Raw genomic sequence first — 22,995 nt, 5'->3', positions numbered from 1 at the left:
CCATGACCCGCACCCTCGTCATCGACGGCCATCCCGACGCCGGCTCGCTCACCGCCGCCCTCGCCCAGCAGTACGTCCTCGGAGCCGGCGACACGGCGGTCGCCCTGACCCTCCGCGACCTCGACATCGACCCGATCTCGCCCGGGCCCGCGAACTGATCGAGTTGAGCGAGCACATCACCGTGCTCACCCCGGTCTGGTGGGGCTCGGTGCCTGCAGTGCTCAAGGGTTTCCTGGACCGCGCGCTGATCATCGAGTGGGCGTTCAGCTACCAGGAGAACGGACGACCGGAGGGTCTGCTGCACGGCCGCACCGGCCGGTTGATCGTCACCTCGGACTCGCCCCGTTGGTACCTCCCGTTCGTCGGTGACTCCACCGTCAAGCAGATCAAGGGCAGGACGATGGAGTTCTGCGGGATCAAGCCGGTGACCGTCACCCGCTTCGCCGACGTACGCAACGCCACTGACGCGAAGCGCGCCGGGTGGCTGGAGCAGAGCCGGGCGCTGGGCGAAGTCGACGCAGGTGCCAGGACGCAGACGAAGGTGGCTACCCCCGCCTGAGGTGGGTCACTTTGGTGGCATCCGGATGCCGCCGTCGACGCGCACCGTCTCACCGTTCATGTACGAGTTGGTGACGCACTCGATGACCATGCTCGCCAGCTCGTCGGGCTGACCAAGGCGCTTCGGGAACAGCACCGACTCCCCCAGCTTGGCCTTGAACGCCTCGGCCTGCTCGCCCTCGCCGTAGATCGGGGTGTCGATCAGGCCGGGCGCCACCGTGTTGACGCGCACGCCGATCGCCGCGAGGTCGCGGGCCACTGGAAGGGTCATGCCGACGATGCCGCCCTTGGAGGAGGAGTACGCCGCCTGCCCGATCTGGCCGTCGAACGCCGCCACGCTGGCCATGTTGACGATCACGCCGCGCTCGCCGGTCTCGGTCGGCTCGAGGAGGCCCATCGCGGTGCCGGCGACCCGGATCGCGTCGAACGTGCCGATCAGGTTGATCGCGATGACCAACTTGTACATCTCCAGGTCGTGGGCCGACTCGACTGTGCCGTCACGGCCGACCGTGCGGGCAGCCGGACCGATGCCGGCGGAGTTGACCAGCACGCGCAGCGGGCCGAGCTCGCCGGCCCTGGCCACGGCGGCCTTGATCTGCTCGGTGTCGGTGACGTCGACGTGCGCGAACACGCCCCCGATCTCGGCGGCTAGAGCCTCGCCCTTCTCGTCCTGTACGTCGGCGACGACGACGTGTGCGCCATTGGCTGCTAGCCGGCGGGCGACGGCTGCGCCGATGCCCGAGGCGGCGCCGGTGACGAGGGCGGAAGCTCCGGTGATGTCCATGCCGAAGAGGTTAGTGGCCTCAGATATCGGTCACGCCGCTGGCCACCACGACGGCCGGGCCGGTGAGCAGCACGTGGTCGTCGGCGGTCCAGGTGACCGCCAGCTCGCCCCCGGGTACGTCGACCCGGTAGGTCACCGGGCGCTCTGCACGGTCAGCCAGCGCACTGGCCACCATCACCGCACCGGCGCCGGTGCCGCAGCTGCGGGTCTCGCCCGCGCCACGCTCGTGCACGCGCATGGCGACATGGCGGTCGCCGCGTCGTACGACGAACTCGACGTTGACTCCGTGCGGGTAGATCGCGTGGTCGTGGTCGGGCGGCGCGAGCAGGTGCCCGGCGTCGGCCAGGTCGTCGACGAAGGCCACGGCATGCGGGTTGCCCATGTCGACGTGCAGCGCCGGCCAGGACAGATCGCCGACGCCGACCAAGGTCCCGCCGAGCGTGCGCGGGCTGCCGAGGTCTGCCGTGAGCAGGTCGCCGTCACCGTCGATGGTCTTGACGCCCGCGCGCGTGCCGATCTCGACCGGCAGCGTGGCCAGCCCGTCGTCGACGAGGTGGCGCACGAACACCCGGATGCCGTTGCCGCACATCTCGCTGGCCGACCCGTCGGCGTTGCGGTAGTCCATGAACCACTCCGGACCGTCGACGCCCATCGCGACCGACCGGATGACCCGCAGCACACCGTCGGCACCCAGCCCGGCCCGGCGGTCGCACAGGGCGCGCACCCGGGCAGCGTCGAGCTCGCCGTGCACGGAGCCGTCGTGGTCGGGCAGCAGCACGAAGTCGTTCTCGGTGCCGTGGCCCTTGAGGAACGCGTAGGTCACCCGACCAGTCTCGCATCGAGTGCGGTCACTTCACGACGGTGAACCTGCTGCAGACCAGCTCGCGGTTGCGCACCACCTCCTCCAGCTTCAGCTCCAGCCGACGCGGCAGCAGGGGCGCCCCCGAACCGAGCGTCACCGGCGCGTGCTGCACCCAGATCTCGTCGAGCAGCCCCTCGTCGGCGAACTGCCCCACCAGGTCGCCGCCCCCGACGATCCACACGCCCTTCCCGTCGGCCGCCTCGACCATCGCCTGATGGATCTCCGCGACCGGAGCCTGGGTGAACCTCACGCTCGGAGCCGGCGCGAACCCACGATGCGTGAAGACCCACGTCGGCTTGGCCGACCAGCCGTCGGAGTCGTTGTCGCAGATCCACTGCCAGGTCGTCGCGCCCATCGCGCAGGAGCCGATCAGCGGGCTGAACGTCTCGAAGCCCATGTCGGCCCCGTGATCGACGTCGCGGCTCAGCAGCCACGACAGCGAGTTGTCTGCATCGGCGATGAAACCGTCCAGCGACGATGCCGTGTAGTAGTAGGTCGTCATGGCGCCATGCTGCACCCGACCACCGACACTCCCCTTGATCAGAGTTGCGCCGCCTCGGCAGCCTTGTCGACGCGCTCCGGGTCGTCGTACCGGATCCAGACGACGCGCGGGTCCTTGCGGAACCACGAGTCCTGACGGCGTGCGAAGCGACGCGTGGCGAAGACGGTCTGCTCGCGCGCGGCGGCCAGGCTCAGCTCACCGCGGAGGTACGCCGCCACCTCGCGGTAGCCGATCGCGCGACCGGCCGTGACACCCTCCGCCAGCCCCTCGCCCAGCAGCCGGTCGACCTCGTCGACGAACCCCGCGTCGAACATCGCCTCCACCCGCGCCTCGATGCGGACGTCGAGGGTGGGCCGGTCGATGTCGACGCCGATCTGCACGCTCGCGGGGTCGGCGTACTCGAGCTGCGGGAGATTGGCGCTGTAGGGCCGGCCGGTGAGGGCGATCACCTCCAGCGCGCGGACGATGCGGCGGCCGTTCTCGGCGAGGATGCGCCCGGCCGCGTCCGGGTCGAGGCGTTCGAGCCGCTGGTGGAGGGCAGCCGGGCCGACCTCGGCCAGCTCGCTCTCGAGCTCACGCCGTAGGGACTCGTCGGTGCCGGGGAACTCGAACCGGTCGAGGATGGCGCGGGCGTAGAGCGCCGAGCCGCCCACCAGCACCGGGGTGCGGTCTCGGCCACGGATGTCGGCGATCGCGTCCCGCGCCCACTGCTGGAAGTCAGCCACCGTCGCCGTGTCGCGGACGCCCAGCATGTCGAGCAGGTGATGCGGGATCCCACGCCGCTCGGCGACCGGCTGCTTCGCCGTCCCGATGTCCATGCCGCGGTAGACCTGCATCGCGTCGGTGTTGACGATCTCACCGCCGAGTCGCTCGGCCAGGTCGAGGGAGAGACCGGTCTTGCCGGACGCGGTCGCGCCGACGACGGCCACGACGCGACGGGGGTGTGCGGGGATGGCCACGCTGGCTAGTCTTCCAAACAGCATTGTGTTCCTACTTAGGAGACGTCATGGGATTCCTCGACAACGCCAAGGACAAGCTCGCGAAGGCTGTGGACCAGCACGGTCACAAGATCTCCGACGGCATCGACAAGGCCTCGAAGGTGATCGACGACAAGACCGGTGGCAAGCACTCCGTCAAGATCGCGTCCGGATCGGCCCGGGCCAAGGACGCGCTCGACAAGCTCGACGGCAAGAACGACGACATCCGCGACACCACCACGCCGCCGGAGCCCTACGACCCGACGATCCCGACGCACCCGGCCCCGGTCGACCCGACCGACCCCATCCCGCCGGGCCCGCCCACCGACCCGGCGAACCCGACCGGATCGCCGCGACCGTAGGACGTCTAGCCTGCCCAGCATGCGATTCGTCGTCGTACCCGCGGCCTACATCTACCTGTTGCGCGACACCGGCGGCGGCACCGAGGTGCTGCTGCAGCTGCGCCGGGGCACCGGCTACATGGACGAGCACTGGGCCGCAGCGGCAGCCGGGCACGTCGAACGCGGCGAGACGGCGTACGACGCGGCCCACCGCGAGGCCCGCGAGGAGCTCGGCATCGGGGGCCTCGACCTGGTCTTCGAGACCACGATGCAGCGGACCCAGCACGCCGATCCGGTCGACGAGCGTGTCGACTTCTTCTTCTCGGCGCGCTCGTGGACCGGCGAGCCGGTGATCGTCGAGCCGGAGAAGTGTGCGGAGCTGCGCTGGTGTCGTCTCGACGACCTCCCGGAGCCGGTGGTCCCGCACGAACGTGTCGCACTCCATCATCTGGGTACCGGCACGGCGTACCTCACCCACGGTTTCTGACGAACGGAGCAGTCATGGCGGACGACAGCAAGCTCAGCCCCCAGCCCGAACCCGAGATCGAGCCGGGTGAGCCCAACCCCGGCGGCGCCGACGCCGTCGAGCAGACCGAGCACACCCCGCTCGCCCGCGACCTAGACCCCGAGGACAACCCGGCGGTCGACGAGGTGCTCCCCGACGAGGTGGCCGAGGCCGACGACAAGTCGCAGGAGCCCACCACCGACGGCGCCAGCGACCCCCAGTCGGAGTCACCCGCCTGATCGTCGTAGTCGAGCGGGAGTATCCAACTGAACCGGCAGGCGCTCAGGCGGAGCGGCACCCGTGGCACAGCTGATGCTCCCGCTCGACTACGGCCGCTGCCAGCGCTGACCGCACGTTTGCGGGCTCGAGCATGACGTCCTCCCAGGTGAAGCGCAGGACCAGCCAACCTGCGAGGCCGAACCGGTTGTAGCGGCGGGCGTCGCGCGCGAGCGCGACCCGGCTACCGTGCCACTCGAATGAGTCAGCCTCGAAGACGATCCGCAGTCGCTCGTCGATGAGATCGGGGCGACCGAGGAAGCCGCCTTCGTGGATGGAAACCTGCGGCTCGACGTGCAGACCGGGGACTTCGTGACAGATCGCCCGCAACCCGGACTCGAACGGGTTGGCCGCTCGAGGGTCCGCGTTCCGGGCAACCCGGCGGACCGCTGCTGAGGATGGTCCCCGGGCGGACAGCGCGAGCGCCACAAGGCGGGCTTGCGGGAACCCGTTGCGCACTGCGGAGTCCGCGACGGCCAGGGCCTCGGCGTACGGCAGCGTACGGAGGCAGTCGACCAATGTGCGGTCGGCCCTGGTGACCATGCCGTCGACATCTTCGGTGCCGAGCCGCGACCAGTGCAGCGCGACGTCACGGCGCTGCTCCATCGAGACATGCCGGTTGCTGGACACGGTCACGTGCGGCTGGTCAGGAGGACGCATCACGCTCCAACCGAGCGAAAGCGCGGCGCTGAGATGTGACACCACCCCGCTCAACCGATGCGCTTCGAGAACCGCCCGCTCCGCCTGCGGTAGCGCGTAGCGACCACGCGCCAGCACCGTGAGATCGCCAGCAGCCAGGGCCGCGTCGACCGCCGCACGTGAGCACACCCGGACCAGGGTCGCGCGGGTTGCCACGCCACCCATCCGCTCGAGGTGCTCCAGCACTGACATGCCCCGAGCATGACCCGAAGTCAGCTCAGCGCGCGGAGCTCATCCACAGGCAGGGGCGGACGGCAGCGGCGCGGGCACGCCGAGCGCCGGCATGCCCAGCCCGACGGCGGCCGGGCCGGGGGGTGTGACGTTGCGAGCCTCCCAGGCATCTCCCGAGCGAGTACGACGCACGTCCAGCACCGCACCGTCGGCGACCAGGTGGTGCGGGGCTGCCTTGGTGATCTCGACCTCGACCATGTCGCCGGGACGGACTCCATCGGCACCTGAGGGGTTGAAGTGCACGAGCCGGTTGTCGGGACCGCGTCCAGAGAGGCGGTGGGTCGCGGCGTCCTTGCGCCCCTCCCCCTCGGACACCATCAGCTCGACCGTGGTGCCGACCAGCTTCTTGGCCTCTTCCCAGGCAACGTCGTTGACCAGCTCGACCAGCCGGTTGTAGCGAGACGAGATCACCTCAGCAGGCACCTCACCCGCCATGGTCGCGGCGGGAGTGCCGGGGCGCTTGGAGTAGATGAAGGTGTACGCGCCGGAGAAGCGCGCGCGGCGGACGACCTCCAGCGTCTGCTCGAAGTCCTCCTCGGTCTCGCCCGGGAAGCCCACGATGATGTCGGTGGTGATCGCCGCGTGCGGCATGGCTTCGCGCACCCGATCGATGATGCCGAGGTATTTCGACTGCCGGTAGGAACGGCGCATCTCGCGCAGCACCTTGTCGGAGCCGGACTGCAGCGGCATGTGCAGCTGCGGCATCACCGTCGGCGTCTCGGCCATCGCGGCGATCACGTCGTCGGTGAACTCGGCGGGGTGCGGCGAGGTGAACCGCACGCGCTCGAGCCCCTCGATCTCGCCACACGCGCGCAGCAGCTTGGAGAACGCCTGCCGGTCGCCGAACTCGACGCCGTACGCGTTGACGTTCTGGCCGAGCAGCGTGACCTCGCTGACGCCCTCGGCAACCAGCGCGCGGATCTCGGCGAGGATGTCGCCGGGGCGGCGGTCCTCCTCCTTGCCGCGCAGCGCCGGCACGATGCAGAACGTGCACGTGTTGTTGCAGCCGACCGAGATCGACACCCAGGCGGCGTACGCCGACTGCCGCTTCGTCGGCAGCGTCGAGGGGAAGACCGACAGCGACTCGAGGATCTCGACCTGCGCCTCCTCCTGCACCCGTGCGCGCTCCAGCAGGGCCGGCAGCGAGCCGATGTTGTGGGTGCCGAAGACGACATCGACGTACGGCGCCTTCTCGGTGATCGTCGCGCGGTCCTTCTGCGCAAGGCAGCCGCCGACGGCGATCTGCATGCCGGGGCGCGCGGCCTTCACCGGGGCCAAGTGCGACAGGTTGCCGTATAGCTTGTTGTCGGCGTTCTCGCGCACGGCGCAGGTGTTGAAGACGACTACGTCTGGATAGCCGGCCTGCTCGCCTGCGGGGCTCTGTTGAAATGGGGCGTACCCCGCGTCCTCCAGCAGGCCGGTCAACCGCTCGGAGTCGTGGACGTTCATCTGGCACCCGTAGGTGCGCACTTCATAGGTACGCATCGCGCTATCAGAGTACGGCGACCCCTCGCGGCGGCTCGAATCGCGCCAGGGTCGCGCCATAGGTAGGGCACACACCTCATGATCGGGGCCCGTCGCAGGTTGGTCCCCGACGGATGTAAACTATCGTCCAGCCGTCCGCCGCTTCGCGGCGATATCAAAAGGAGACTGTTCTCGTGCGTCAAATGATTGTTGGAATTGCGGTCGCACTGGCTGCAACAAGTTCCATCGGCCTGATTTCGGTTGAGTCAGCTAATGCTGCTACCTGCGGTGCGTGGCGCCAGACCAATGGAAGCCAGGAGGGCGCTTATGCATGGTGCGACAACGGGCCAAGTCGAGTCTCGATTCGTTGCGAAAGACTGTCTCAAGAGTATATTCGCCGAGGCCCCCTCGTTGGTGCCGGGAGTTCCTCTAACGCTTGGTGCGACGAGGGCTGGCGACTCACTGACTACCGACGGCTGACGAGTTAGTTGTCGCAGAAACCTGCATGATTGAACCCTGATCCACCGATGACCCGCGGACGACACCAGGTTCGGGTCATTGAAAACTGGTGAGATTTTGTGAGATACTCGCATCTATGAGATGACCCTTGCTGCTCGGCGAATCGTGTGTGGTAACTCCGATTCTCCAACCCAGCAAGGGTATTCTCGTTCTACGCCACGCTCACGCCGGCACCTTCTGGTCCCGGTGCTTCTCTTGGCCGAGTCCGCGGGCTTGCACGACCTGTTTCGCGAGCACCTCACGGTGGACTCGCAAAACCGGGTGGTCAAGGCGGGCTGCCTCGTCTGCGGGATGCTGGCCGGCGCCGACAGCATCGACGATCTGGACCTGCCCCGTCACGGGGCGATGGGGAGGCTGTTCGACGGGGTCCGGGCGCCCTCCACGCTGGGCACCTATTCTGCGCTCGTACACCCACGGGCGCGCAGCAGTTGGATGCGGTCTCCTCCCGGCTGCTGGCCGGGCTCGCAACTCAGGCGCCGGGACTGCTCGCCGGCGGCGGTAACGAGGGGATCGCATTCCTCCATGTCGACGACGCCATCCGCGAGGTCCACGGTCGGGGTCTGAACTTCCAGGTGGCCGCGTTGTCCACCCCGCTCGCGTCGCCGGTGATCGCCGGGGCCTGGCTCCGCAGGGGCAGCACTGCCTCGGGTCGGGGCAGTGGCCGGCTGCTTGCCCCCAAGCCATCAAGACCGGCCGTCGGGCCGGAGTGAGTGGCCAGATCATGGCCCGCGCCGACTCCGCCCACTACGGTCACGACTTCGCCTCCGCCGCGATCCGGGCCAAGGCCTGGCTCTCGGTCACCGCCCGGATGAACCCCCAGGTCACCGCGGCGATCGCAGCGATCGACCAGGACGCATGAACGCCGATCAAGTACCCCCACGCGGTGTGGGAGGAAGACGAGCACGCTGAAGGACCCGGTGAAGGGCACCGGGTCTCCAACGCCGAGGTCGCCGAGGTCGCCGAGGTCGCCGAGGTCGCGATCACCGTGTTCACCTCCCGCCGCAAAGCGGCTCTTCCTACTTCAGGTGGGGGTGGCTGAGTCCGCCGCCGATGAGGAGCATCCGTAGGCGGTAGTTGTCGGGGTTGCGGAATCCTCGGGCGACGCGGCGGTGGAGCTCGATGAGGCCGTTGATCGCCTCGGTGCCGCCGTTCTTCAAGCGGCCGGTGTCGAAGTAGGCCAAGAACGCGTTGCGCCAGCGCTTCAGGGTGTGGCCGAGTCGGGCGATCTCGGGGATCGGGCAGGTCGGGAAGGTCTCGACGATTCGCTCGGCGATCTTGCGGCCCTCGATGGGGTCGCGGTGGCGGTAGGCCGAGCGGAGCTGCTGTGCGCACGACCAGGCGACATAGACCTCGAGGTGTCGTTCGGCGGCGGCGATCGCGGTCTCGACTCTGGTCCACTGCTTGTCGGTGAGCTTCTCGGCGCCGGCACTCATCGAGTGCGGCGGTGCCGAGCTTCACGATGTAGAAGGCCTCGAGGACCGCAACGGCGTCCTCGAGCATGTCATCGATCGCGGTCTTGTACCTGGAACCGGTCCAGGGCGGCGACCTTCACGCCCTTGCGGAAGCCCTCGCCACGTTCGGTGAGCCAGTCGGCGTAGGCCTTCCCCGACCGGCCCAGCACCAGGTCGAGCAGACGAGCACGGACGCGTCCTTGCTGGTCATGGGTCAGGTCGACCATCCCTGTCAGCTCCTTGGGACCGCGGCCACCGGCGCCGATCGGCTTGGTCGACACGTGGTGCCAGATGTGTTCGTCGACGCCCAGAGAGGTGACGTTCTCGAACCGTGCCGGGTCTGCGGCCATGACCTCGAGCAGCGGCTTGATCGAGCGCCACACGGTCCGCCACGTCGTGCCGATCTGGCGGGCCAGACCCTGCACGGAAGCGCCCTCGCGGCGGAGCTGGTTGATCGCCCACCAGCACGCCCGCACGCTCAGCCACGACCTCGGGCCGGCGAGGTCGTTGTTCTGCTCGATGAATGACCCGGCCGGGCACTTCTCCTCGCCGCAGCACCATGTTCGTTTGCGCCAGATCAACCTGACCGGGCGTCCGAAGCAGGGCACGTCGACCAGGCGGACATCGCGTCGGCCGTGGCTGTGCGCGACAACGCCGCACGCCCGGCATCCCATCGGCTCGACGGGTGTCTCGACCACGACGCGGACCACGACGGCGCGTTCGCCGACGTCGATGACGTGGAACCCGTCAAGGCCCACGAGAAGGTCGCAACGGGTCGCAGTAGCAAGGCGGTTCAGAACGTGGGCGTGCGCGGTCGCACGCCGTAGGCTCGGACATCGTCGAGGCCTTCCGGGTTGAGCGGCTTAGTCACTGCCGATCTTGGAAGGTCTCGACCCGATTTCAGGGTCAGGCGCTCAGGGCGTGTCGCTCACTGCCCCCACCGCAGGTAAGAAGAGCCGCCAAAGGCCTCGCCAACCTGCTCCATCTGCCAGCTTCATCCTGCATGTTGTGGTCCCCGAGCCATAGCCCCGTGGTCACCACACCCGCGTAGCGAATGCGAGACTCATGAGCGTCACCCTTGAACGCATCTAGTGGTCCGCGTGGGAAATAGTCATCGGGTTGATGAAGTGAAATCATGGGCGCATGGCGAATCGACCTGCTCCGGCCCTGGTGCTGCGTGATGGTGACCGGGACAAGCTCGAGCGACTGACTCGCTCCTCGACGGTCTCGGCTGGTGCGGCTCAACGGGCTCGGATCGTGTTGCTGGCAGCCGACGGGGTGCCGAACGACCAGATCTGCGAGCTCGTCGGGTGCGGCCGTCAGAAGGTGCTGCAGTGGCGGGGCCGCTACCAGGGCAAGGGCATGGCCGGGCTCCTCGACCGGCAGCGTCCGGGCCGTCCGCGCACGATCGACCATCGCAAAATCGTGGCCGAGACACTGAAGCCCCCGCCGAAGAAGCTCGGCGTGACGCACTGGTCCACGCGGCTGTTGGCGGCTCGGTTGAAGGTCAGCGCCTACACCGTCGCGGAGGCTTGGCGTTCCTACGGGGTCAAGCCGTGGCGCTCGGAGTCGTTCCGGTTCTCCACCGATCCCGAACTCGAGGCCAAGGTCATCGACATCGTCGGGCTGTACCTGAACCCGCCAGAGAACGCGATCGTGCTGTGCGTGGACGAGAAGTCCCAGATCCAGGCACTGGACCGCACCATGCCGGTCCTTCCGATGCAACCCGGGCTCGTCGAACGCCGCTCTCACGACTACGTCCGCCACGGCACCACCACCTTGTTCGCCGCGCTGGAGATCGCCACCGGGAAGGTCACCGCCGCTCTCAAGCCGCGGCACCGCAACCAAGAGTTCCTCGCGTTCCTCAAGCAGGTCGAACGCGCCTACCGCGACGTCGTCGACGAGACCGGCCAGCCCGTCGATCTGCACCTGGTGATGGACAACTACGCCGCCCACAAACACACCAACGTGAAGAACTGGCTCATCGAGAACCCGCGCTTCAAGATCCACTTCACCCCGACCCACGCCTCCTGGATGAACCTCGTCGAGGTCTGGTTCTCCCTCATCGAACGCCAAGCCATCCGCCGCGGCGTGTTCACCTCGGTCAAGGACCTCAACACCAAGATCCGCACCTACATCGACTGCTGGAACGAACGCTCCCACCCCTTCGTCTGGACCAGGACCGCCGACGAGATCCTCACCAAAGCCAACCGGATGAAGACTTCAAATCCGGACCACTAGTCGGTTGCGGTCGTAGTTGAACGCGTCATACATGAACTCGCTCATGTGATGCAGAGCTTCCTTGGCAGACGTCAGGACTTCACGCTGACGCTCACGAAGATGCTTGTCTCGTTCGTGCTCGAACTTATCTCGCTCCAGCGACAACGCCTCGCGGCGGTCGTCAGACTCTTTGCGAGTTGCGTAGACGGTCGCGATGGACCCCATAACGCCGCCGGCGATGAAGGTGCTGACACCGACCCACAAGGTTCCCCAGTCCATGACCACAGCGTGTGATCGCCCCCCGTAGCCATCCGTCAAGAACATCCACGCATCGGCAACGCATAGTCGTGACCGCGTAGCGGGGCCGTCAGGCAAGTTTCATCTGGCACCCGGAGGTGCGCACTTCGTAGGTACGCATCGCGCCTTCAGAGTACGGCGGTCGCCCGAGGCGGCTCGAATCGCGCAGCCACCGCCAGCATCTCGGTCCGGCAACGAATTGCCGTCCCCCTCGCGCCGCCGTAGCCCGTGGCTGCGAGGTAGGGATAGGTTTCCGCCATGTCTGTGCAGCAGGAGCCGGCCAGCGCCGGCCATGGGGAGCCTCTGGTCGTCCTCAAAGGCGTCGACAAGTACTTCGGGTCGCTGCACGCCCTGGCCGACATCAACCTGTCGGTCAAGCGCGGCGAGGTCGTCGTGGTGATCGGGCCGTCGGGCTCGGGCAAGTCGACCCTGTGCCGGGCCATCAACCGGCTCGAGACCATCGACAGCGGCTCGATCACCCTCGACGGCAAGCCGCTTCCCCAGGAGGGCAAGGAGCTCGCGGCGCTGCGCGCCGAGGTCGGGATGGTCTTCCAGAGTTTCAACCTCTTCGCTCACAAGACGATCCTCGAGAACGTCACGCTGGGGCCCATCAAGGTCCGCGGCATCAAGAAGGAAGCGGCCGACAAACACGCCCGCGAGCTGCTCGAGCGCGTCGGCGTGGGTCACCAGGCCGACAAGTACCCCGCCCAGCTCTCCGGCGGCCAGCAGCAGCGCGTTGCGATCGCACGGGCGCTGGCGATGGACCCGAAGGTGATGCTCTTCGACGAGCCCACCTCCGCGCTCGACCCGGAGATGATCAAGGAGGTCCTCGACGTCATGGTCGAGCTGGCCAAGGACGGCATGACCATGGTCGTGGTCACCCACGAGATGGGCTTCGCGCGTACGGCGGCACACCGGGTGGTCTTCATGGCCGACGGCGCGATCGTCGAGGAGAACACTCCCGAGGAGTTCTTCACCAATCCGGCGTCCGACCGCGCCAAGGACTTCCTAGGCAAGATCCTCAAACACTGAAATCACGGGAAGAAGGAGAAGAGATGCGATTCAAGCGCTCCAAGGCGGTGTTCGCCGCCATCGCGCTCGCGAGCACGCTGGCGGCCTGCGGCAACGCCGGCGGCGACAGCGAAGGTGTCGATGTCAAGGCGAAGGAGGTCGACGCTGGCAAGTTCGAAGCAGGCAGCAAGATGGCCGAGCTCGCCGATGCCGGCAAGATCACCGTCGGCGTGAAGTACGACCAGCCCGGACTCGGATTCAAGGACGCGTCGTCCGACATCCCCACCGGCTTCGACGTCGAGATCGCCAAGCTCCTCGTGGCCGACCTCGGCATCGACCCCACCGACACCGGCGCGGTGACCTACGAGGAGACGATCTCCGACAACCGCGAGCCCTACCTGCAGAAGGGTCGCGTCGACCTCGTGCTGGCGTCGTACTCAATCACAGACGACCGCCGCAAGGTGGTCGGCCAGACCGGTCCGTACTTCCTCACCGGCCAGCAGGTGCTCGTCGCCGCTGACAGCGACATCAAGGGCATCGAGGACCTCAAGGGCGAGGAGGTCTGCTCCGTCACGGGGTCGACCTCGCTGGAGAACGTCGAGGCTGCGGGCGCCGTCGGTGCCCCTGCTGACACCTACTCCCAGTGTGCTGAGGACGTCCTCAACGGCTCGGTGAAGGCCATGTCCACGGACGGCTCGATCCTGCTCGGCCTCGCCGCGCAGAACGACGGCGAGCTCAAGGTCGTCGGCGACGAGTTCTCCGAGGAGCGCATCGGCGTCGGCTACTCGCTCGACTCCCCGGAGATGTGCGGCTGGATCAATGGCGTACTCCAGGAGGCCTACGACAACGGCGACTGGGCCAAGGCCTTCGAGGCCACCCTCGGTGGAGACGGCGTCGAGACGCCCGAGCCGCCGGCCCTCGACGACTGCGCTGCCTGATCAACGTCTGAGGTGAGGGCGGCCGGCACCTCCGGCCGTCCTCACTCCACCTCTCGCCAACATCCCCCGGAAGGACGCCGCTGGTGAACGCGGTCCTCGACAACCTCGAACTGGTGCTGCGCGCGTTTTCCTACACCGTGCTGCTGTTCCTGATCTCGGGCGTCCTCTCACTCGTCTTCGGCACGCTGCTGGCCGCGTTCCGCGTGGGTCCCATCGCCGTGCTCAGCAGGGCCGCGGCTGTCTACGTCACTGCCATCCGCAACACCCCGCTGCTCATCATCTTGATCTTCTTCCGGATCGCCGGGCCAAAGGTCGGCATCAACTTCAACTTCATCGACATCAAGATCGGGGACCTCACCCTCAACAACCTCTTCGCCGCCTGCGTCGTTGGTCTGACGGTCTACACCTCGACCTTCGTGTGCGAGGCGATCCGTTCCGGCATCAACGCCGTCCCGCTCGGCCAGGCGGAGGCCGCCCGTGCGATCGGGCTGCCGTTCAGTGGGGCGATGCGCGAGGTGATCCTGCCGCAGGCCTTCCGCGCCTCCGTGCCCCCCGTGGCCAGCGTGCAGATCGCCCTGCTCAAGAACACCACCGTCGCGGGCGCCCTGGGCGTCTTCGAGGCGTTCGCCCGCATGAAGAGCCTCATCAACGACGACGTTGCCTCGCGCAACGCCATCTTCTTGACCTTCGCCGTGATCTTCGTGGTCCTGGTCGAGGTCGTGTCCTTCGGGGCCAACCGACTCGAACGCCGCTGGAGGATCGCGCGATGACCGCACCCGCCGTACTCTTCGACGCCCCCGGCCCGAGGACCATCGCCCGGCACCGGCTCTACACGATCATCGCCGGGGTCGCGCTGGTCGCCGTACTCGCCTTCGTCGTCTGGCGACTCTACGACCGCGGGCAGCTCGAGTACGCCAAGTGGGAGGCGTTCCTCACGCCGAAGTACATCTCGGCACTGCTGCTCGACGGCGTGCTGGTCACGATGAAGATGGCCCTCAGCGCCGTCCTGGGCGCGGTGGTCTTCGGACTCGTCCTGGGCGCGGGCAAGCTGTCCGACCACGCAAGCGTGCGCTGGCTCAGCTGGGCGGTCGTAGAGTTCTTCCGCGCCGTCCCCGTGCTGATGCTGATGATCTTCATCTTCTTCGCCTACGGCATCAGCCGCGGTGACAGCGGTGCCTACTGGAGCGTCGTCATCGCCCTCATGCTCTACAACGGCGCCGTACTTGCCGAGGTCTTCCGCGCGGGTGTGCTCGCGGTGCCGAGCGGGCAGGCCGAGGCGGCGTACGCCATCGGCATGCGCAAGTCGCAGGTCATGAACATCATCCTGCTGCCCCAGGCAGTGAAGATCATGCTGCCGGCGATCATCAGCCAGTGCGTGGTGGCGCTGAAGGACACCAGCCTCGGGTACGCCGTCGCAGCTCCTGGTCTCACTAAGGTCGGCCAGTCCATCTACCAGGGCTTCGGCAACCAGGTGCCCACGGTGATCGTGCTCGCGGTGCTGTACATCCTGATCAACCTGGCGCTCACGACCATCGCCACCTGGGTGCAGAAGCGCTTCGTGGGCGAGAAGAAGGTCCTCGAGGTGTCGATGGTGGGCAAGACCGACGCCGGGTCGGGCCTGTCGGTCTAGCGACCGGTCACTTCTTCGGCGTCACCCAGAGCCTGATGACGCCCTCGATGACGACCGTGCCGTCGTCGCGCACGCCCTTGACGCGTACGCCGACGTCAGGGTCGCCGCCGGTCCACTGCCCCGGGTCGGTCTCCGCGCTGCAGACGATGTCGCTGGTGGCCTTGGCGGTGTAGGCGACCTCCATCCCCTTCGGGATCCAGCGCTTGTCGCTCGGGATGCTCGACTCGGCCAGCGCACCCATCGCGGCCTCCAGGCCGTTGCAGAGGGCGATCGCGTGCACCGTCTTGATGTGGTTGTGCACGCCGCGGCGCTTGGGGATCACGAGCTCGGCGTAGTTGGGCCGGATCTCGGTGAAGCGCGGCCGGATCGTCGCGAAGTACGGCGCGCGCTGCGAGAAGAGGATCGAGAAGATGCGCTTGCCCTGCGGCAGGGCGCTGGTCTTCTTCCAGAGGTCGAGTACCTGAGTCATGCAGACATGTTACCCACAGGTAATGACCCTCGGTTTCGAGGCTCACTACGCTCGCACCTCAACCAGCGGAGAGCCAGGTCAGGATCTCCGCGGCAGACTCGGCCGGCGACAGCGCGCTGTTGTCGAGGCGCAGGAAGCGGTGCCGGTCGAGCAGGTCCTCGGCGACGGTGCGACGCTCGGGGCTGGTGTTCATGACCAGGCCCTCCGCCTCGCGCACGTTGCCGTCGGACCACTCCACGTCACGCTTCGACGCCTTGTGGGCCAGCCGGTGCTCGGTGCGGTTGCGCTCGAGCCGGGTGTCGAGCGGCGCGGCCAGCTCGACGAACGCGACCTGCTTGCCGGCATCGACGTACGGTGCGATGTAGCTCTCGACCACGGCCAGGTCGTCGACGTCGTCGAGCGGCCACAGGAACGTGAAGACCAGGCGCACATCGGAGGCGGCGGCCTCCTCGACGATCCGGATGCGGAACTCGTCCCTGAGGATGTTGAACGGTCGAGTGCCGTAGCCGAAGAGCTCCAGAAGCGGCTCGATCGTCATGTGGTTGTGGAACAGCCGGAAGTCACTGGCGTCGGCGACGGCCCGGCCGACGGTCATCTTGCCGACGGCCGGCGGGCCGAAGATCAGGAGCAGCATGGGCGCGATGGTGTCACGCGGCGTCGTCGGGCACGACGAGATATCGGCTCAGACCAGCGCCAGGCGGACTAGCGCCCGGACCGCGGCGGCCCGGAGCCCCTCCTCGTCCAGGTCGATGGGTTGATCGCGCAGCGACGGGTCCTCGACGTAGCAGTCACACTCGACGAACAACGTGTCGAGAATGAGCCACGCCTGCTCGTCCAACCCGTCGGCGAGGTGGAAGAGCCCGCGGAAGCGCTCGTCGTACGACGCGGCGTCGATCTCCCCCATCAGGAGCTGACCGGTCAGCTCGACGAGCGGGCGGATCTGCTCGCGATCGCGAGACCGCCGGAGCCAGGCCATCGTCAGGGACGACCGAGGTCGGCCTCGTAGGCCTGACCCGCCTTGATCGCCTCGGCCCGCTCCTCCGCGCTCATCGACGACCACAGCTCGTCGTAGGCCTCCATCCCGCGGGTGGTGAACGCCTGGAACTCCGAGTCCTCCGCGAGCTCGCGGATGCCGAGTCGCCCGGTGAGTACGTCGCGGACCCGGTCGCCCAACGGCGTGCCTGCGTAATCCTTGGCCATTGCCTCCAGGGAGCGTCGCATGATCTCGCCACCGGCGGCATCTCCGGTGAACGCGTCCAGGTCGTCGCGCCCGACGCCGGTCACGCGAGACCAAGCCGGGTCAGCGCGTGGGTCGCCGCAGCCCGCAGACCCTCCTCGTCGAGGTCCGTCTCCTCCAGCCGAAACTCCGGCTCCTCGATGTAGTCGGAGCAGGCGACCGCGAGGTTCTCCAGCGCGAAGAAGGTCTCCTCCTCGAGGTGGGGCATGCGGGAGAAGATCTCGCGAAATCCTTCGTCGAAAGTCGAGGCATCCATCTCACCGGCCAAGAACGACTGGGTGAGCACGATCAGGGGTCGCGCGGTCTCGTCCATCATCCTCCTCCGAGTCTGCCCGTCTTGATGACGTGCTGCAGTTGGTCATAGCTGAGCTTCCACGCCGAAACGAACTTACCGTCGGGCGAGAGGATGACGCACTTGCCGTTCGCCGGGTTGAAGCTCAACGTGCATGGGGTTCCCCTGTACTCACCCGTGCGTGACTTCGTCGCGGGATTGCCCAGGATGTCATCAAGCGACTTCTTGAATGCGTCGAATCCCTTGCGACCCCGCGGTAGGTCGACTCCCATGGCCTTGGCGTGCTTGTATTTGGCCTCGAGCTGCTTCAGGGGCGAGGTCATCTTCGGCGTGGCCACGGTCTTCATCTTGACCAGCGCGCGTGCGTCTCTTCAGCTTCTCGAGCGCTGACCGGACGCGGTTGAGCTTCGGCGCGTTCTTGGACAGGACCAGCACCGCGCGTGCGGCCTTGAGGGCCTTGAGGGCGGTGATGATGCGGTGGGCATAGCGGATGGCCCGAGCGGCGATGACGCCGGCGCCCACGGCCGCCGCGCCACCGAAGGTGACGAAGCTGAGTGCCACGCTGACGCCGGCCGTGACACCGCACTCGATGGCCAGGTCCTTGAGCAGGTCCTTGATCGCCTCGCGCGTCTGGTCGACCTGGGTGGCGTAGTCCTCGCACGCATCGCCCTGGGCGCGGAGGCCGTCGGCGAGGTCGGTGATGTTGGTCTTCGTGGTGCCCACGATCTGCACGGCTATCGGGATCTCAGGTGACCGCTGAGCCTCGAGGTGACCGATGGCCGTGTCGAGCCGGCCGGTGAGCCCGTCCACCGTGCCGCCGGCGGCGCGCCACGCGCCGGCGGCACTGCGGAGCTGGTCGGTGTTGGTGCTCGGCCAGCCCCAGCCCTGCAGGTGGTCGACGACGTGGTTCCACCAGTCGGGCAGGTCCGCGTTGTCGCCACCGAGCGAGCTCGGCAGGCTGCGTGAGGCGACCTGGACGGGCCCCTTGCCGGTGTCGCCGCCGTCGTACGACGGACGGGGCCGGTTGTAGACAGAGTCGGCGTTGGCCTGGCGGTGGTTGGCCACCGACGCGGCCGCGACGTCGCCCAGGTTGCCGAGCCCGTCGACCAGGCTGCGCAGGGCGTCGACGGCGCTCTGGGCGGCGGCGTCGTACTCGCGGACGAAGTCCTCGGAGCTGGTGTCGTCCCCGCCCAGGGCCTGGAAGCCGGACAGCTTGTCGGTGAGGCCGTCGTAGGCGATGGCCGCACTGTGGTTGGCGGAGTAGAGCGCCTCGGCCGCCGAGTCGTAGGTGGTGCCCTCGATCTCGAGCCTCACTGCATCTGCTCCCACATCGAGCGGTTGGCCTCGGCCGCACCGGTGTAGTTGCCGTGGGCAGCGCGGGCGGCGGCCCGCAGGTCGGCCATCGCCTGGCGCATCGCGTTCATGCCGCTGGTCCACTCCTGGCGGGCCTCGGTGTGCGCCAGGGCGGCCAGCCCCTCCCACGTGTCGTGGAGGGTCTTCATCTGGGCCTCGAGATCCGCGGTGAAGAGCTCGAGAGCCGACTCGGTCTTCTCGAGGTCGCCCACCACGGCGTCGAGGTCGTCGGCGTCGATGGAGAAGTTGTCGACGCCGCCCATCAGTCGAGCCTGTCGATCACGCGCTGGGCGATCTGGTCCATGGTCTGCTGCGACGCGTCGTCCTGGTAGATGAAGTCCTGGTGGGCCGCGTCGAGCAGCTGACCCATGGCCTCGAGGCCCTCCTGGACGTCGGTGGCGGCGAGCTTCCACTCGTCCCAGGCCTCGACGAACGAGTCGGCCGCGACGCCGGTCCAGCCGGCGCCGAGGAAGCCGCTCACCCGGCTGTCGATGTTCTTCTTGTCGGCCTCCAGCCGACTGGTGGCCGATGCCACGTCCTGAACGCCCTTCCTGAAGGCGTCATGGATGACTTGAACACTCATTGGCAACCCCCGTGTGGACGGCACGTCGTGCATGGGGTGCCCGGTGGGCCAGCCGCTCAAACCTCGGGCGTCACATGGGTTCGAGGACTTCGACCCGGTTGCCGAACGCGTCGAAGGTGTGGATGCGGCGGTAGCCCTCGAAGGCGTGCTCCTGCGCGCGGTCGACCTCGAACCCGAGGCCGGCCAGCCGGTCGGCGATCTCGTCGAGGTGGTCGACCACGAGGGCCGGGTGGGCCTTGCGCGCCGGGGCGAACGGGTCCTCGACGCCGACATGGATCTCGGCCGTGATGCTGCCGCGGTCGTCGTACGCACGGAACCAGGCACCGCCGCGGGCCCGCAGGTCGGCCGGCTTCTCGACCTCGGTCAGGCCGAGCGCCCCGGCGTAGAACTGCCTCGCGAGATGCTCGGCGCCTACAGGCATCGCGACCTGGACATGGTGGAGGGAGATCATGCGGGCACCTGCGCGACCGCGAAGACGCGGCGGAACGGCAGGGCGACGCCGTAGGGATGTTCGGGGTACGCCGCGCGCAGGCGATGTTTGAACTCGGCCACGAACTCTTCGCGCAGCCCGTCGGGCAGCAGCGCGAGCACCGGCCGGGCACTCGTGCCGGAGACCCAGGTGAAGACCGGGTCCTCGCCGGTGAGCAGGTGGAGGTACGTCGTCTCCCAGGCGTCGACCGTGCAGCCGAGCGCCGTCAGGGCGGCGACGTAGGTCTCGGGGTCGTGGCTGGTGGGCTCTGCGGCGCCGGCGGTGAGCGCGCGGTAGGGCTCCTCGGCGGCGAGCCCGGCACGGATGGTGTGGCTGGGCTCGTCGAAGTTTGCGGGCACCTGGAAGGCGAACCAGCCGCCCGGCCTGACCTGCTCGACCAGCCTCGGCAGCAGGTCGAGGTGGCCGGGCACCCACTGGAGCGTGGCGTTGGAGACGAGTACGTCGACCGGCTGAGGCGGCTGCCAGTCGCGCAGGTCGGCCACGTCGTACTCGATGGTCGAGCCGGTCGCGCGGGCCTTCTGGATCATCTCGGAGCTGGAGTCGACGCCCAGCACCTGCGCATCTGGCCAGCGGTCGGCGAGCAGGCAGGTGAGGTTGCCGGGTCCGCAGCCGAGGTCGACGACCGTGCGCGGATCGGCAGCGCCGACACGGGCGAGCAGGTCGAGGAACGGACGGCCCCGCTCGTCGGCGAAGGCGAGGTATCTGTCCGGGTCCCAGCGATGGCTCATGACTTCATCGTGACCCGAAAAGTATCTTGATGTCAAGATTCTCGACGCATCTGGTTCAATGTCCCGCATGAGGGACGAGGTCGACACCCTGGTCGAGGCGTGGGCGCGCGAGCGCCAGGATCTCGACCTCGCGCCCGTAGAGGTGTTCAGCCGCATCGGCCGGCTGGCCCGGCACCTCGACCTCGCTCGCAAGGTCGCGTTCACGGCGCACGGCATCGAGAGCTGGGAGTTCGACGTGCTGGCCGCGCTGCGGCGCGCAGGGGCGCCGTACGAGCTCTCCCCCGGTCGGCTGCTGCGCGAGACCCTGGTGACCAGCGGCACCATGACCAACCGCGTCGACCGGCTGGTCGCGCGCAGCCTCGTCGAGCGGCTGCCCGACCCGCACGACCGTCGCGGCGTGCTCGTGCGGCTCACCCCCGAGGGCAAGACCGCGGTCGACGGCGCGTTCGAGGCACTGCTCGAGGCCGAGAGCGCGCTGATGTCCGACCTGTCGGCACGCCAGCGCACCGAGCTCGCTCACCTGCTGCGCGCCCTGCTCGCGCCGTTCTCACCGCCGGAGTCGTGACCGCTCAGCGGCGCGTCACCTGTACGACGGTCGGCCTGGGCCCGGCGAACTCACCGCGCCCCGCGCCGTCCTTCGCGTAGTCGGGGAAGTAGGACTGCGGGACCTCCCACGTGCCGTCCTCGCCCGGGTGCTGGACGGCGACGAACACCGAGCCGTCCTGGTCATGGACGACCGGACCGCACGTCTCAGCGCCGGCGGGCACCGCCAAGAACTGCTGCACCCTGCCCCGCTCGGGACCGGCAACCGGCACCTTGAACAGGCCGTCGTTCATCTGGATGGAGCTGGGCTGCCCATCGGTGGCGACCCACAGATTGCCCTCGCTGTCGAAGGCGACGTTGTCGGGACAGGAGATGGGCGAGACCGGCCCGGTCCAACCACCGAAGTAGGTGCCGGCGGTCGCGGCGTCACCGCAGATCAGGATGAGGTTCCAGGTGAACGTCGTGCCGGTGTGGTCACCACCATCCTCGCCGATCTCCACGACATGGCCGTTCTTGTTGGCCGGGCGGGGGTTCGGCTCCGTCGGACCCTCCTTGCCGGGCTTGCCGCGGTCGGCGTTGTTGGTGCACACGACGTAGATCTTGCCGTTGACCAGATTGGGTTGGACGTCCTCGGGCCGGTCCATCTTGGTCGGCGCCACCGCGTCGGCTGCCAGCCGCGTGTAGATGAGCACCTGCTCGAGGCTCATCCCCGGCACCATGGACGCGTCGTCCTTGGTGAGCGGGAGCCACTGGCCGGTGCCATCGCTGACGCCGTCGGCGAGACCGTCGCCGGTGAAGCGGGCGACGTACAGGTCTCCGGCGGACAGGAGCCCCAGGTTGTGGCGGCGGGCCTCCTGGCCGGGACGAGGGTCATAGCGGTCCCGGGAGACGAACTTGTAGACGTAGTCGAAGCGCTCGTCGTCACCCATGTAGGCCACCACGCGCCCGTCGTCGGCCACGATCACATTGGCGCCCTCGTGCTTGAAGCGACCCATCGCGGTGTGCTTGACGGGCGCGGCGTCGGGGTCCTCGGGGTCGACCTCGACGATCCACCCGAAGCGGTTGGGCTCGTTGCGGTAGTCGTCGGTGGTGGCGTTCCAACGCGGGTCGACATTGCGCCAGCCACGAGCGTCCTGGGCGCCGAGGCCGTAGCGCTTCTCCTGCGTTGAGGTGCCGGCCGCGAAGAAGTACTGGTTGAAGTTCTCCTCGCCCGAAAGCACCGAGCCCCAGGGGGTCGTTCCGCCCGAGCAGTTGTTCATCGTGCCGCGCACGATGCGTCCCGTGCTGTCCTCGCGCGTCTTGAGCAGGTTGCTGCCGGCGGCCGGGCCGTCGACGGTGAAGAGGGTGTCGAGCGTGATCCGCCGGTTGCGGTGTCCATCGGGCTGGTACTCCCACTTCTCACCGGCGCCCTTGCGCCTCAGCTCGACGACTGAAAGGCCGTGGGCCGCCCAAGCCGTGCGGACGACGGTCTCCGCAGGTGTGCCGGGCGGGAACATGATGTTCTCGTTGGTGTACTCGTGGTTGGCCACCAGGAGCGCCTTCTTGCCGCGTGGGTGCGTGACGATGATGTCGAGGTAGTCGCAGTTGTAGCCGAACTGGCCGGCCTGCGCCTGCGGCGACTGCGCGGCCGGGTCGAACGCCGGAGCGCCGGGCAGGATCGGGTCGCCCCAGCGGATGATCGGGTCCCAACGGTAGTCCGAGGGCACGGTCATGTCGTCGACCGACTTCACGATCGGCGGGATCGCGGTGAACGGGAGACCGCGGTTGCCCCGCAGACCGGCGGCAGCCGGCGCGGCGCCGAGCGCGGAGGTGGCGGCGACGGTCAGGGTCAGCGCACCCGCTCCCCCGAGCACGCCTCGGCGGCTGAGCGCCGTGGCCGCGATGTCTCGGAAGTAGCCGTTGTCGGTCGTGTTGGGCACCGGGCGGCTGCAGGCGTCGCCGCAGCGCAGGTGACAGGTGACCGCGCTGCGGTTGCCATGGGTGAGGTTGAGCATCGGCAGCAGGCTGCGGCGGTGAGGAGTGAGGGTCACGACGT

General features: G+C 68.1%; 35 protein-coding genes. 14 read left to right on the top strand and 21 right to left on the bottom strand.

From position 1 onward, the window contains the following. Positions 1 to 2: 2 nt before the first annotated feature. Positions 3 to 158 carry a hypothetical protein gene (locus H4Q84_RS23340; protein WP_349238373.1) on the top strand — a complete coding sequence of 52 codons (156 nt, stop codon included), beginning with the start codon at positions 3 to 5 and terminating at the stop codon, positions 156 to 158. 5 nt (positions 159 to 163) lie between these two features. Further along, entirely contained in the window at positions 164 to 559 is a 396-nt protein-coding gene (locus tag H4Q84_RS17875) for an NAD(P)H-dependent oxidoreductase (RefSeq protein WP_349238372.1), read from the top strand. Between the two features lie 6 nt (positions 560 to 565). Here the strand turns inward: H4Q84_RS17875 and H4Q84_RS17870 are convergent, their stop codons facing one another. From H4Q84_RS17870 to miaA, 4 genes are read right to left on the bottom strand one after another with little or no spacing between them, the layout of a single operon-like run. Then, the gene (locus tag H4Q84_RS17870; RefSeq protein WP_248580422.1) at positions 566 to 1,342 is read right to left on the bottom strand and encodes an SDR family NAD(P)-dependent oxidoreductase; all 777 of its coding nucleotides are present in this window, start codon (positions 1,340 to 1,342) and stop codon (positions 566 to 568) included. A gap of 19 nt (positions 1,343 to 1,361) precedes the next feature. Next, positions 1,362 to 2,165, bottom strand: a complete 804-nt coding sequence (gene dapF / locus H4Q84_RS17865; protein ID WP_248580421.1) for a diaminopimelate epimerase — start codon at positions 2,163 to 2,165, stop codon at positions 1,362 to 1,364. 25 nt (positions 2,166 to 2,190) lie between these two features. Continuing rightward, the gene (locus tag H4Q84_RS17860; protein ID WP_248580420.1) at positions 2,191 to 2,706 is read right to left on the bottom strand and encodes a dihydrofolate reductase family protein; all 516 of its coding nucleotides are present in this window, start codon (positions 2,704 to 2,706) and stop codon (positions 2,191 to 2,193) included. 38 nt (positions 2,707 to 2,744) lie between these two features. After that, positions 2,745 to 3,665, bottom strand: coding sequence for a tRNA (adenosine(37)-N6)-dimethylallyltransferase MiaA (gene miaA / locus H4Q84_RS17855; protein ID WP_248580419.1), 921 nt, complete (start codon positions 3,663 to 3,665; stop codon positions 2,745 to 2,747). Positions 3,666 to 3,712: 47 nt separating this feature from the next. Between miaA and H4Q84_RS17850 the strand changes: the two genes are divergently transcribed. From H4Q84_RS17850 to H4Q84_RS17840, 3 genes are read left to right on the top strand one after another with little or no spacing between them, the layout of a single operon-like run. Beyond that, complete coding sequence (locus H4Q84_RS17850; protein WP_248580418.1) at positions 3,713 to 4,045, top strand: antitoxin; 333 nt, start codon at positions 3,713 to 3,715, stop codon at positions 4,043 to 4,045. Between the two features lie 19 nt (positions 4,046 to 4,064). Then, positions 4,065 to 4,511, top strand: coding sequence for an NUDIX domain-containing protein (locus H4Q84_RS17845; protein WP_248580417.1), 447 nt, complete (start codon positions 4,065 to 4,067; stop codon positions 4,509 to 4,511). Positions 4,512 to 4,525: 14 nt separating this feature from the next. Further along, positions 4,526 to 4,768, top strand: coding sequence for a hypothetical protein (locus tag H4Q84_RS17840; RefSeq protein WP_248580416.1), 243 nt, complete (start codon positions 4,526 to 4,528; stop codon positions 4,766 to 4,768). Between the two features lie 43 nt (positions 4,769 to 4,811). Here the strand turns inward: H4Q84_RS17840 and H4Q84_RS17835 are convergent, their stop codons facing one another. From H4Q84_RS17835 to H4Q84_RS17825, 3 genes are all read right to left on the bottom strand, one after another. Then, on the bottom strand, positions 4,812 to 5,696 hold the full coding sequence (locus H4Q84_RS17835; protein ID WP_248580415.1) for a hypothetical protein: 885 nt from the start codon (positions 5,694 to 5,696) through the stop codon (positions 4,812 to 4,814). 39 nt (positions 5,697 to 5,735) lie between these two features. Then, entirely contained in the window at positions 5,736 to 7,220 is a 1,485-nt protein-coding gene (gene miaB, locus H4Q84_RS17830) for a tRNA (N6-isopentenyl adenosine(37)-C2)-methylthiotransferase MiaB (RefSeq protein WP_248580414.1), read from the bottom strand. 660 nt (positions 7,221 to 7,880) lie between these two features. Then, positions 7,881 to 8,057 (bottom strand): hypothetical protein, encoded by a 177-nt coding sequence (locus tag H4Q84_RS17825; RefSeq protein ID WP_248580413.1) that lies wholly within the window; start codon positions 8,055 to 8,057, stop codon positions 7,881 to 7,883. Positions 8,058 to 8,146: 89 nt separating this feature from the next. Here H4Q84_RS17825 and H4Q84_RS17820 point away from each other — a divergent pair, with 89 nt between their 5' ends. From H4Q84_RS17820 to H4Q84_RS17810, 3 genes are read left to right on the top strand one after another with little or no spacing between them, the layout of a single operon-like run. Continuing rightward, positions 8,147 to 8,428 carry a hypothetical protein gene (locus H4Q84_RS17820; protein ID WP_248580412.1) on the top strand — a complete coding sequence of 94 codons (282 nt, stop codon included), beginning with the start codon at positions 8,147 to 8,149 and terminating at the stop codon, positions 8,426 to 8,428. Next, positions 8,425 to 8,577, top strand: a complete 153-nt coding sequence (locus tag H4Q84_RS17815) for a hypothetical protein (RefSeq protein WP_248580411.1) — start codon at positions 8,425 to 8,427, stop codon at positions 8,575 to 8,577. Before H4Q84_RS17820 ends, H4Q84_RS17815 begins: the two co-directional genes overlap by 4 nt. A gap of 24 nt (positions 8,578 to 8,601) precedes the next feature. Beyond that, entirely contained in the window at positions 8,602 to 8,757 is a 156-nt protein-coding gene (locus tag H4Q84_RS17810) for a hypothetical protein (RefSeq protein WP_248580410.1), read from the top strand. Here H4Q84_RS17810 and H4Q84_RS17805 read toward each other — a convergent pair. Together H4Q84_RS17805 and H4Q84_RS17800 are read right to left on the bottom strand one after the other, a co-directional pair. Then, on the bottom strand, positions 8,735 to 9,151 hold the full coding sequence (locus H4Q84_RS17805) for a transposase (RefSeq protein ID WP_248580409.1): 417 nt from the start codon (positions 9,149 to 9,151) through the stop codon (positions 8,735 to 8,737). The genes H4Q84_RS17810 and H4Q84_RS17805 overlap by 23 nt on opposite strands. Before the next feature lie 68 nt (positions 9,152 to 9,219). Next, a complete protein-coding gene (locus H4Q84_RS17800) occupies positions 9,220 to 9,927 on the bottom strand; it encodes a helix-turn-helix domain-containing protein (protein ID WP_248580408.1) in 708 nt (235 codons plus the stop codon). A 385-nt stretch (positions 9,928 to 10,312) separates the two neighbouring features. On the opposite strand from H4Q84_RS17800, the gene H4Q84_RS17795 reads away from it, so the two are divergent. Next, positions 10,313 to 11,410, top strand: coding sequence for an IS630 family transposase (locus tag H4Q84_RS17795; protein WP_248580407.1), 1,098 nt, complete (start codon positions 10,313 to 10,315; stop codon positions 11,408 to 11,410). Here H4Q84_RS17795 and H4Q84_RS17790 read toward each other — a convergent pair. After that, positions 11,393 to 11,668, bottom strand: a complete 276-nt coding sequence (locus H4Q84_RS17790) for a hypothetical protein (protein WP_248580406.1) — start codon at positions 11,666 to 11,668, stop codon at positions 11,393 to 11,395. The two genes, H4Q84_RS17795 and H4Q84_RS17790, sit on opposite strands and share 18 nt — an antisense overlap. Before the next feature lie 321 nt (positions 11,669 to 11,989). On the opposite strand from H4Q84_RS17790, the gene H4Q84_RS17785 reads away from it, so the two are divergent. The 4 genes from H4Q84_RS17785 to H4Q84_RS17770 all read left to right on the top strand — a co-directional run bounded on the left by H4Q84_RS17785 (position 11,990) and on the right by H4Q84_RS17770 (position 15,265). Further along, positions 11,990 to 12,718, top strand: coding sequence for an amino acid ABC transporter ATP-binding protein (locus H4Q84_RS17785; RefSeq protein ID WP_248583681.1), 729 nt, complete (start codon positions 11,990 to 11,992; stop codon positions 12,716 to 12,718). A 23-nt stretch (positions 12,719 to 12,741) separates the two neighbouring features. Continuing rightward, complete coding sequence (locus H4Q84_RS17780) at positions 12,742 to 13,635, top strand: glutamate ABC transporter substrate-binding protein (RefSeq protein ID WP_248580405.1); 894 nt, start codon at positions 12,742 to 12,744, stop codon at positions 13,633 to 13,635. A gap of 83 nt (positions 13,636 to 13,718) precedes the next feature. Next, on the top strand, positions 13,719 to 14,405 hold the full coding sequence (locus H4Q84_RS17775; RefSeq protein WP_248580404.1) for an amino acid ABC transporter permease: 687 nt from the start codon (positions 13,719 to 13,721) through the stop codon (positions 14,403 to 14,405). Further along, a complete protein-coding gene (locus H4Q84_RS17770) occupies positions 14,402 to 15,265 on the top strand; it encodes an amino acid ABC transporter permease (RefSeq protein WP_248580403.1) in 864 nt (287 codons plus the stop codon). The genes H4Q84_RS17775 and H4Q84_RS17770 overlap by 4 nt, the downstream gene beginning before the upstream one ends. Before the next feature lie 7 nt (positions 15,266 to 15,272). Here the strand turns inward: H4Q84_RS17770 and H4Q84_RS17765 are convergent, their stop codons facing one another. The 10 genes from H4Q84_RS17765 to H4Q84_RS17720 form a co-directional block, all read right to left on the bottom strand. After that, entirely contained in the window at positions 15,273 to 15,734 is a 462-nt protein-coding gene (locus H4Q84_RS17765) for a hotdog fold domain-containing protein (protein ID WP_248580402.1), read from the bottom strand. 58 nt (positions 15,735 to 15,792) lie between these two features. After that, positions 15,793 to 16,368 carry an AAA family ATPase gene (locus H4Q84_RS17760; protein WP_248580401.1) on the bottom strand — a complete coding sequence of 192 codons (576 nt, stop codon included), beginning with the start codon at positions 16,366 to 16,368 and terminating at the stop codon, positions 15,793 to 15,795. 48 nt (positions 16,369 to 16,416) lie between these two features. Continuing rightward, positions 16,417 to 16,710, bottom strand: coding sequence for a colicin immunity domain-containing protein (locus H4Q84_RS17755; protein WP_248580400.1), 294 nt, complete (start codon positions 16,708 to 16,710; stop codon positions 16,417 to 16,419). 2 nt (positions 16,711 to 16,712) lie between these two features. Further along, positions 16,713 to 17,018: a hypothetical protein gene (locus H4Q84_RS17750; RefSeq protein ID WP_248580399.1), complete on the bottom strand. Its 306-nt coding sequence runs from the start codon at positions 17,016 to 17,018 to the stop codon at positions 16,713 to 16,715. After that, a complete protein-coding gene (locus H4Q84_RS17745; protein WP_248580398.1) occupies positions 17,015 to 17,287 on the bottom strand; it encodes a colicin immunity domain-containing protein in 273 nt (90 codons plus the stop codon). Before H4Q84_RS17745 ends, H4Q84_RS17750 begins: the two co-directional genes overlap by 4 nt. Positions 17,288 to 17,476: 189 nt before the next feature. Continuing rightward, positions 17,477 to 18,577 carry a hypothetical protein gene (locus H4Q84_RS17740; RefSeq protein WP_248580397.1) on the bottom strand — a complete coding sequence of 367 codons (1,101 nt, stop codon included), beginning with the start codon at positions 18,575 to 18,577 and terminating at the stop codon, positions 17,477 to 17,479. Further along, positions 18,574 to 18,879 (bottom strand): WXG100 family type VII secretion target, encoded by a 306-nt coding sequence (locus H4Q84_RS17735; RefSeq protein WP_248580396.1) that lies wholly within the window; start codon positions 18,877 to 18,879, stop codon positions 18,574 to 18,576. The genes H4Q84_RS17740 and H4Q84_RS17735 overlap by 4 nt, the downstream gene beginning before the upstream one ends. Next, complete coding sequence (locus H4Q84_RS17730) at positions 18,879 to 19,199, bottom strand: WXG100 family type VII secretion target (protein ID WP_248580395.1); 321 nt, start codon at positions 19,197 to 19,199, stop codon at positions 18,879 to 18,881. Before H4Q84_RS17730 ends, H4Q84_RS17735 begins: the two co-directional genes overlap by 1 nt. A gap of 70 nt (positions 19,200 to 19,269) precedes the next feature. After that, positions 19,270 to 19,650, bottom strand: a complete 381-nt coding sequence (locus tag H4Q84_RS17725; protein WP_248580394.1) for a VOC family protein — start codon at positions 19,648 to 19,650, stop codon at positions 19,270 to 19,272. Continuing rightward, positions 19,647 to 20,417, bottom strand: a complete 771-nt coding sequence (locus H4Q84_RS17720; protein WP_248580393.1) for a trans-aconitate 2-methyltransferase — start codon at positions 20,415 to 20,417, stop codon at positions 19,647 to 19,649. The genes H4Q84_RS17725 and H4Q84_RS17720 overlap by 4 nt, the downstream gene beginning before the upstream one ends. A gap of 67 nt (positions 20,418 to 20,484) precedes the next feature. Here H4Q84_RS17720 and H4Q84_RS17715 point away from each other — a divergent pair, with 67 nt between their 5' ends. Continuing rightward, entirely contained in the window at positions 20,485 to 20,982 is a 498-nt protein-coding gene (locus H4Q84_RS17715; RefSeq protein WP_248580392.1) for a MarR family transcriptional regulator, read from the top strand. Positions 20,983 to 20,986: 4 nt separating this feature from the next. On the opposite strand, the gene H4Q84_RS17710 is transcribed toward H4Q84_RS17715, so the two are convergent. Further along, positions 20,987 to 22,990: a PhoX family phosphatase gene (locus tag H4Q84_RS17710; RefSeq protein WP_248580391.1), complete on the bottom strand. Its 2,004-nt coding sequence runs from the start codon at positions 22,988 to 22,990 to the stop codon at positions 20,987 to 20,989. Positions 22,991 to 22,995 lie beyond the last annotated feature (5 nt).

It is taken from the genome of Nocardioides sp. InS609-2, from assembly GCF_023208195.1.
In the GTDB taxonomy this organism is placed as follows: domain Bacteria; phylum Actinomycetota; class Actinomycetes; order Propionibacteriales; family Nocardioidaceae; genus Nocardioides.
Note: the sequence above shows the minus strand (reverse complement) of the source record. Positions and strands in the feature narration are given on the sequence as shown.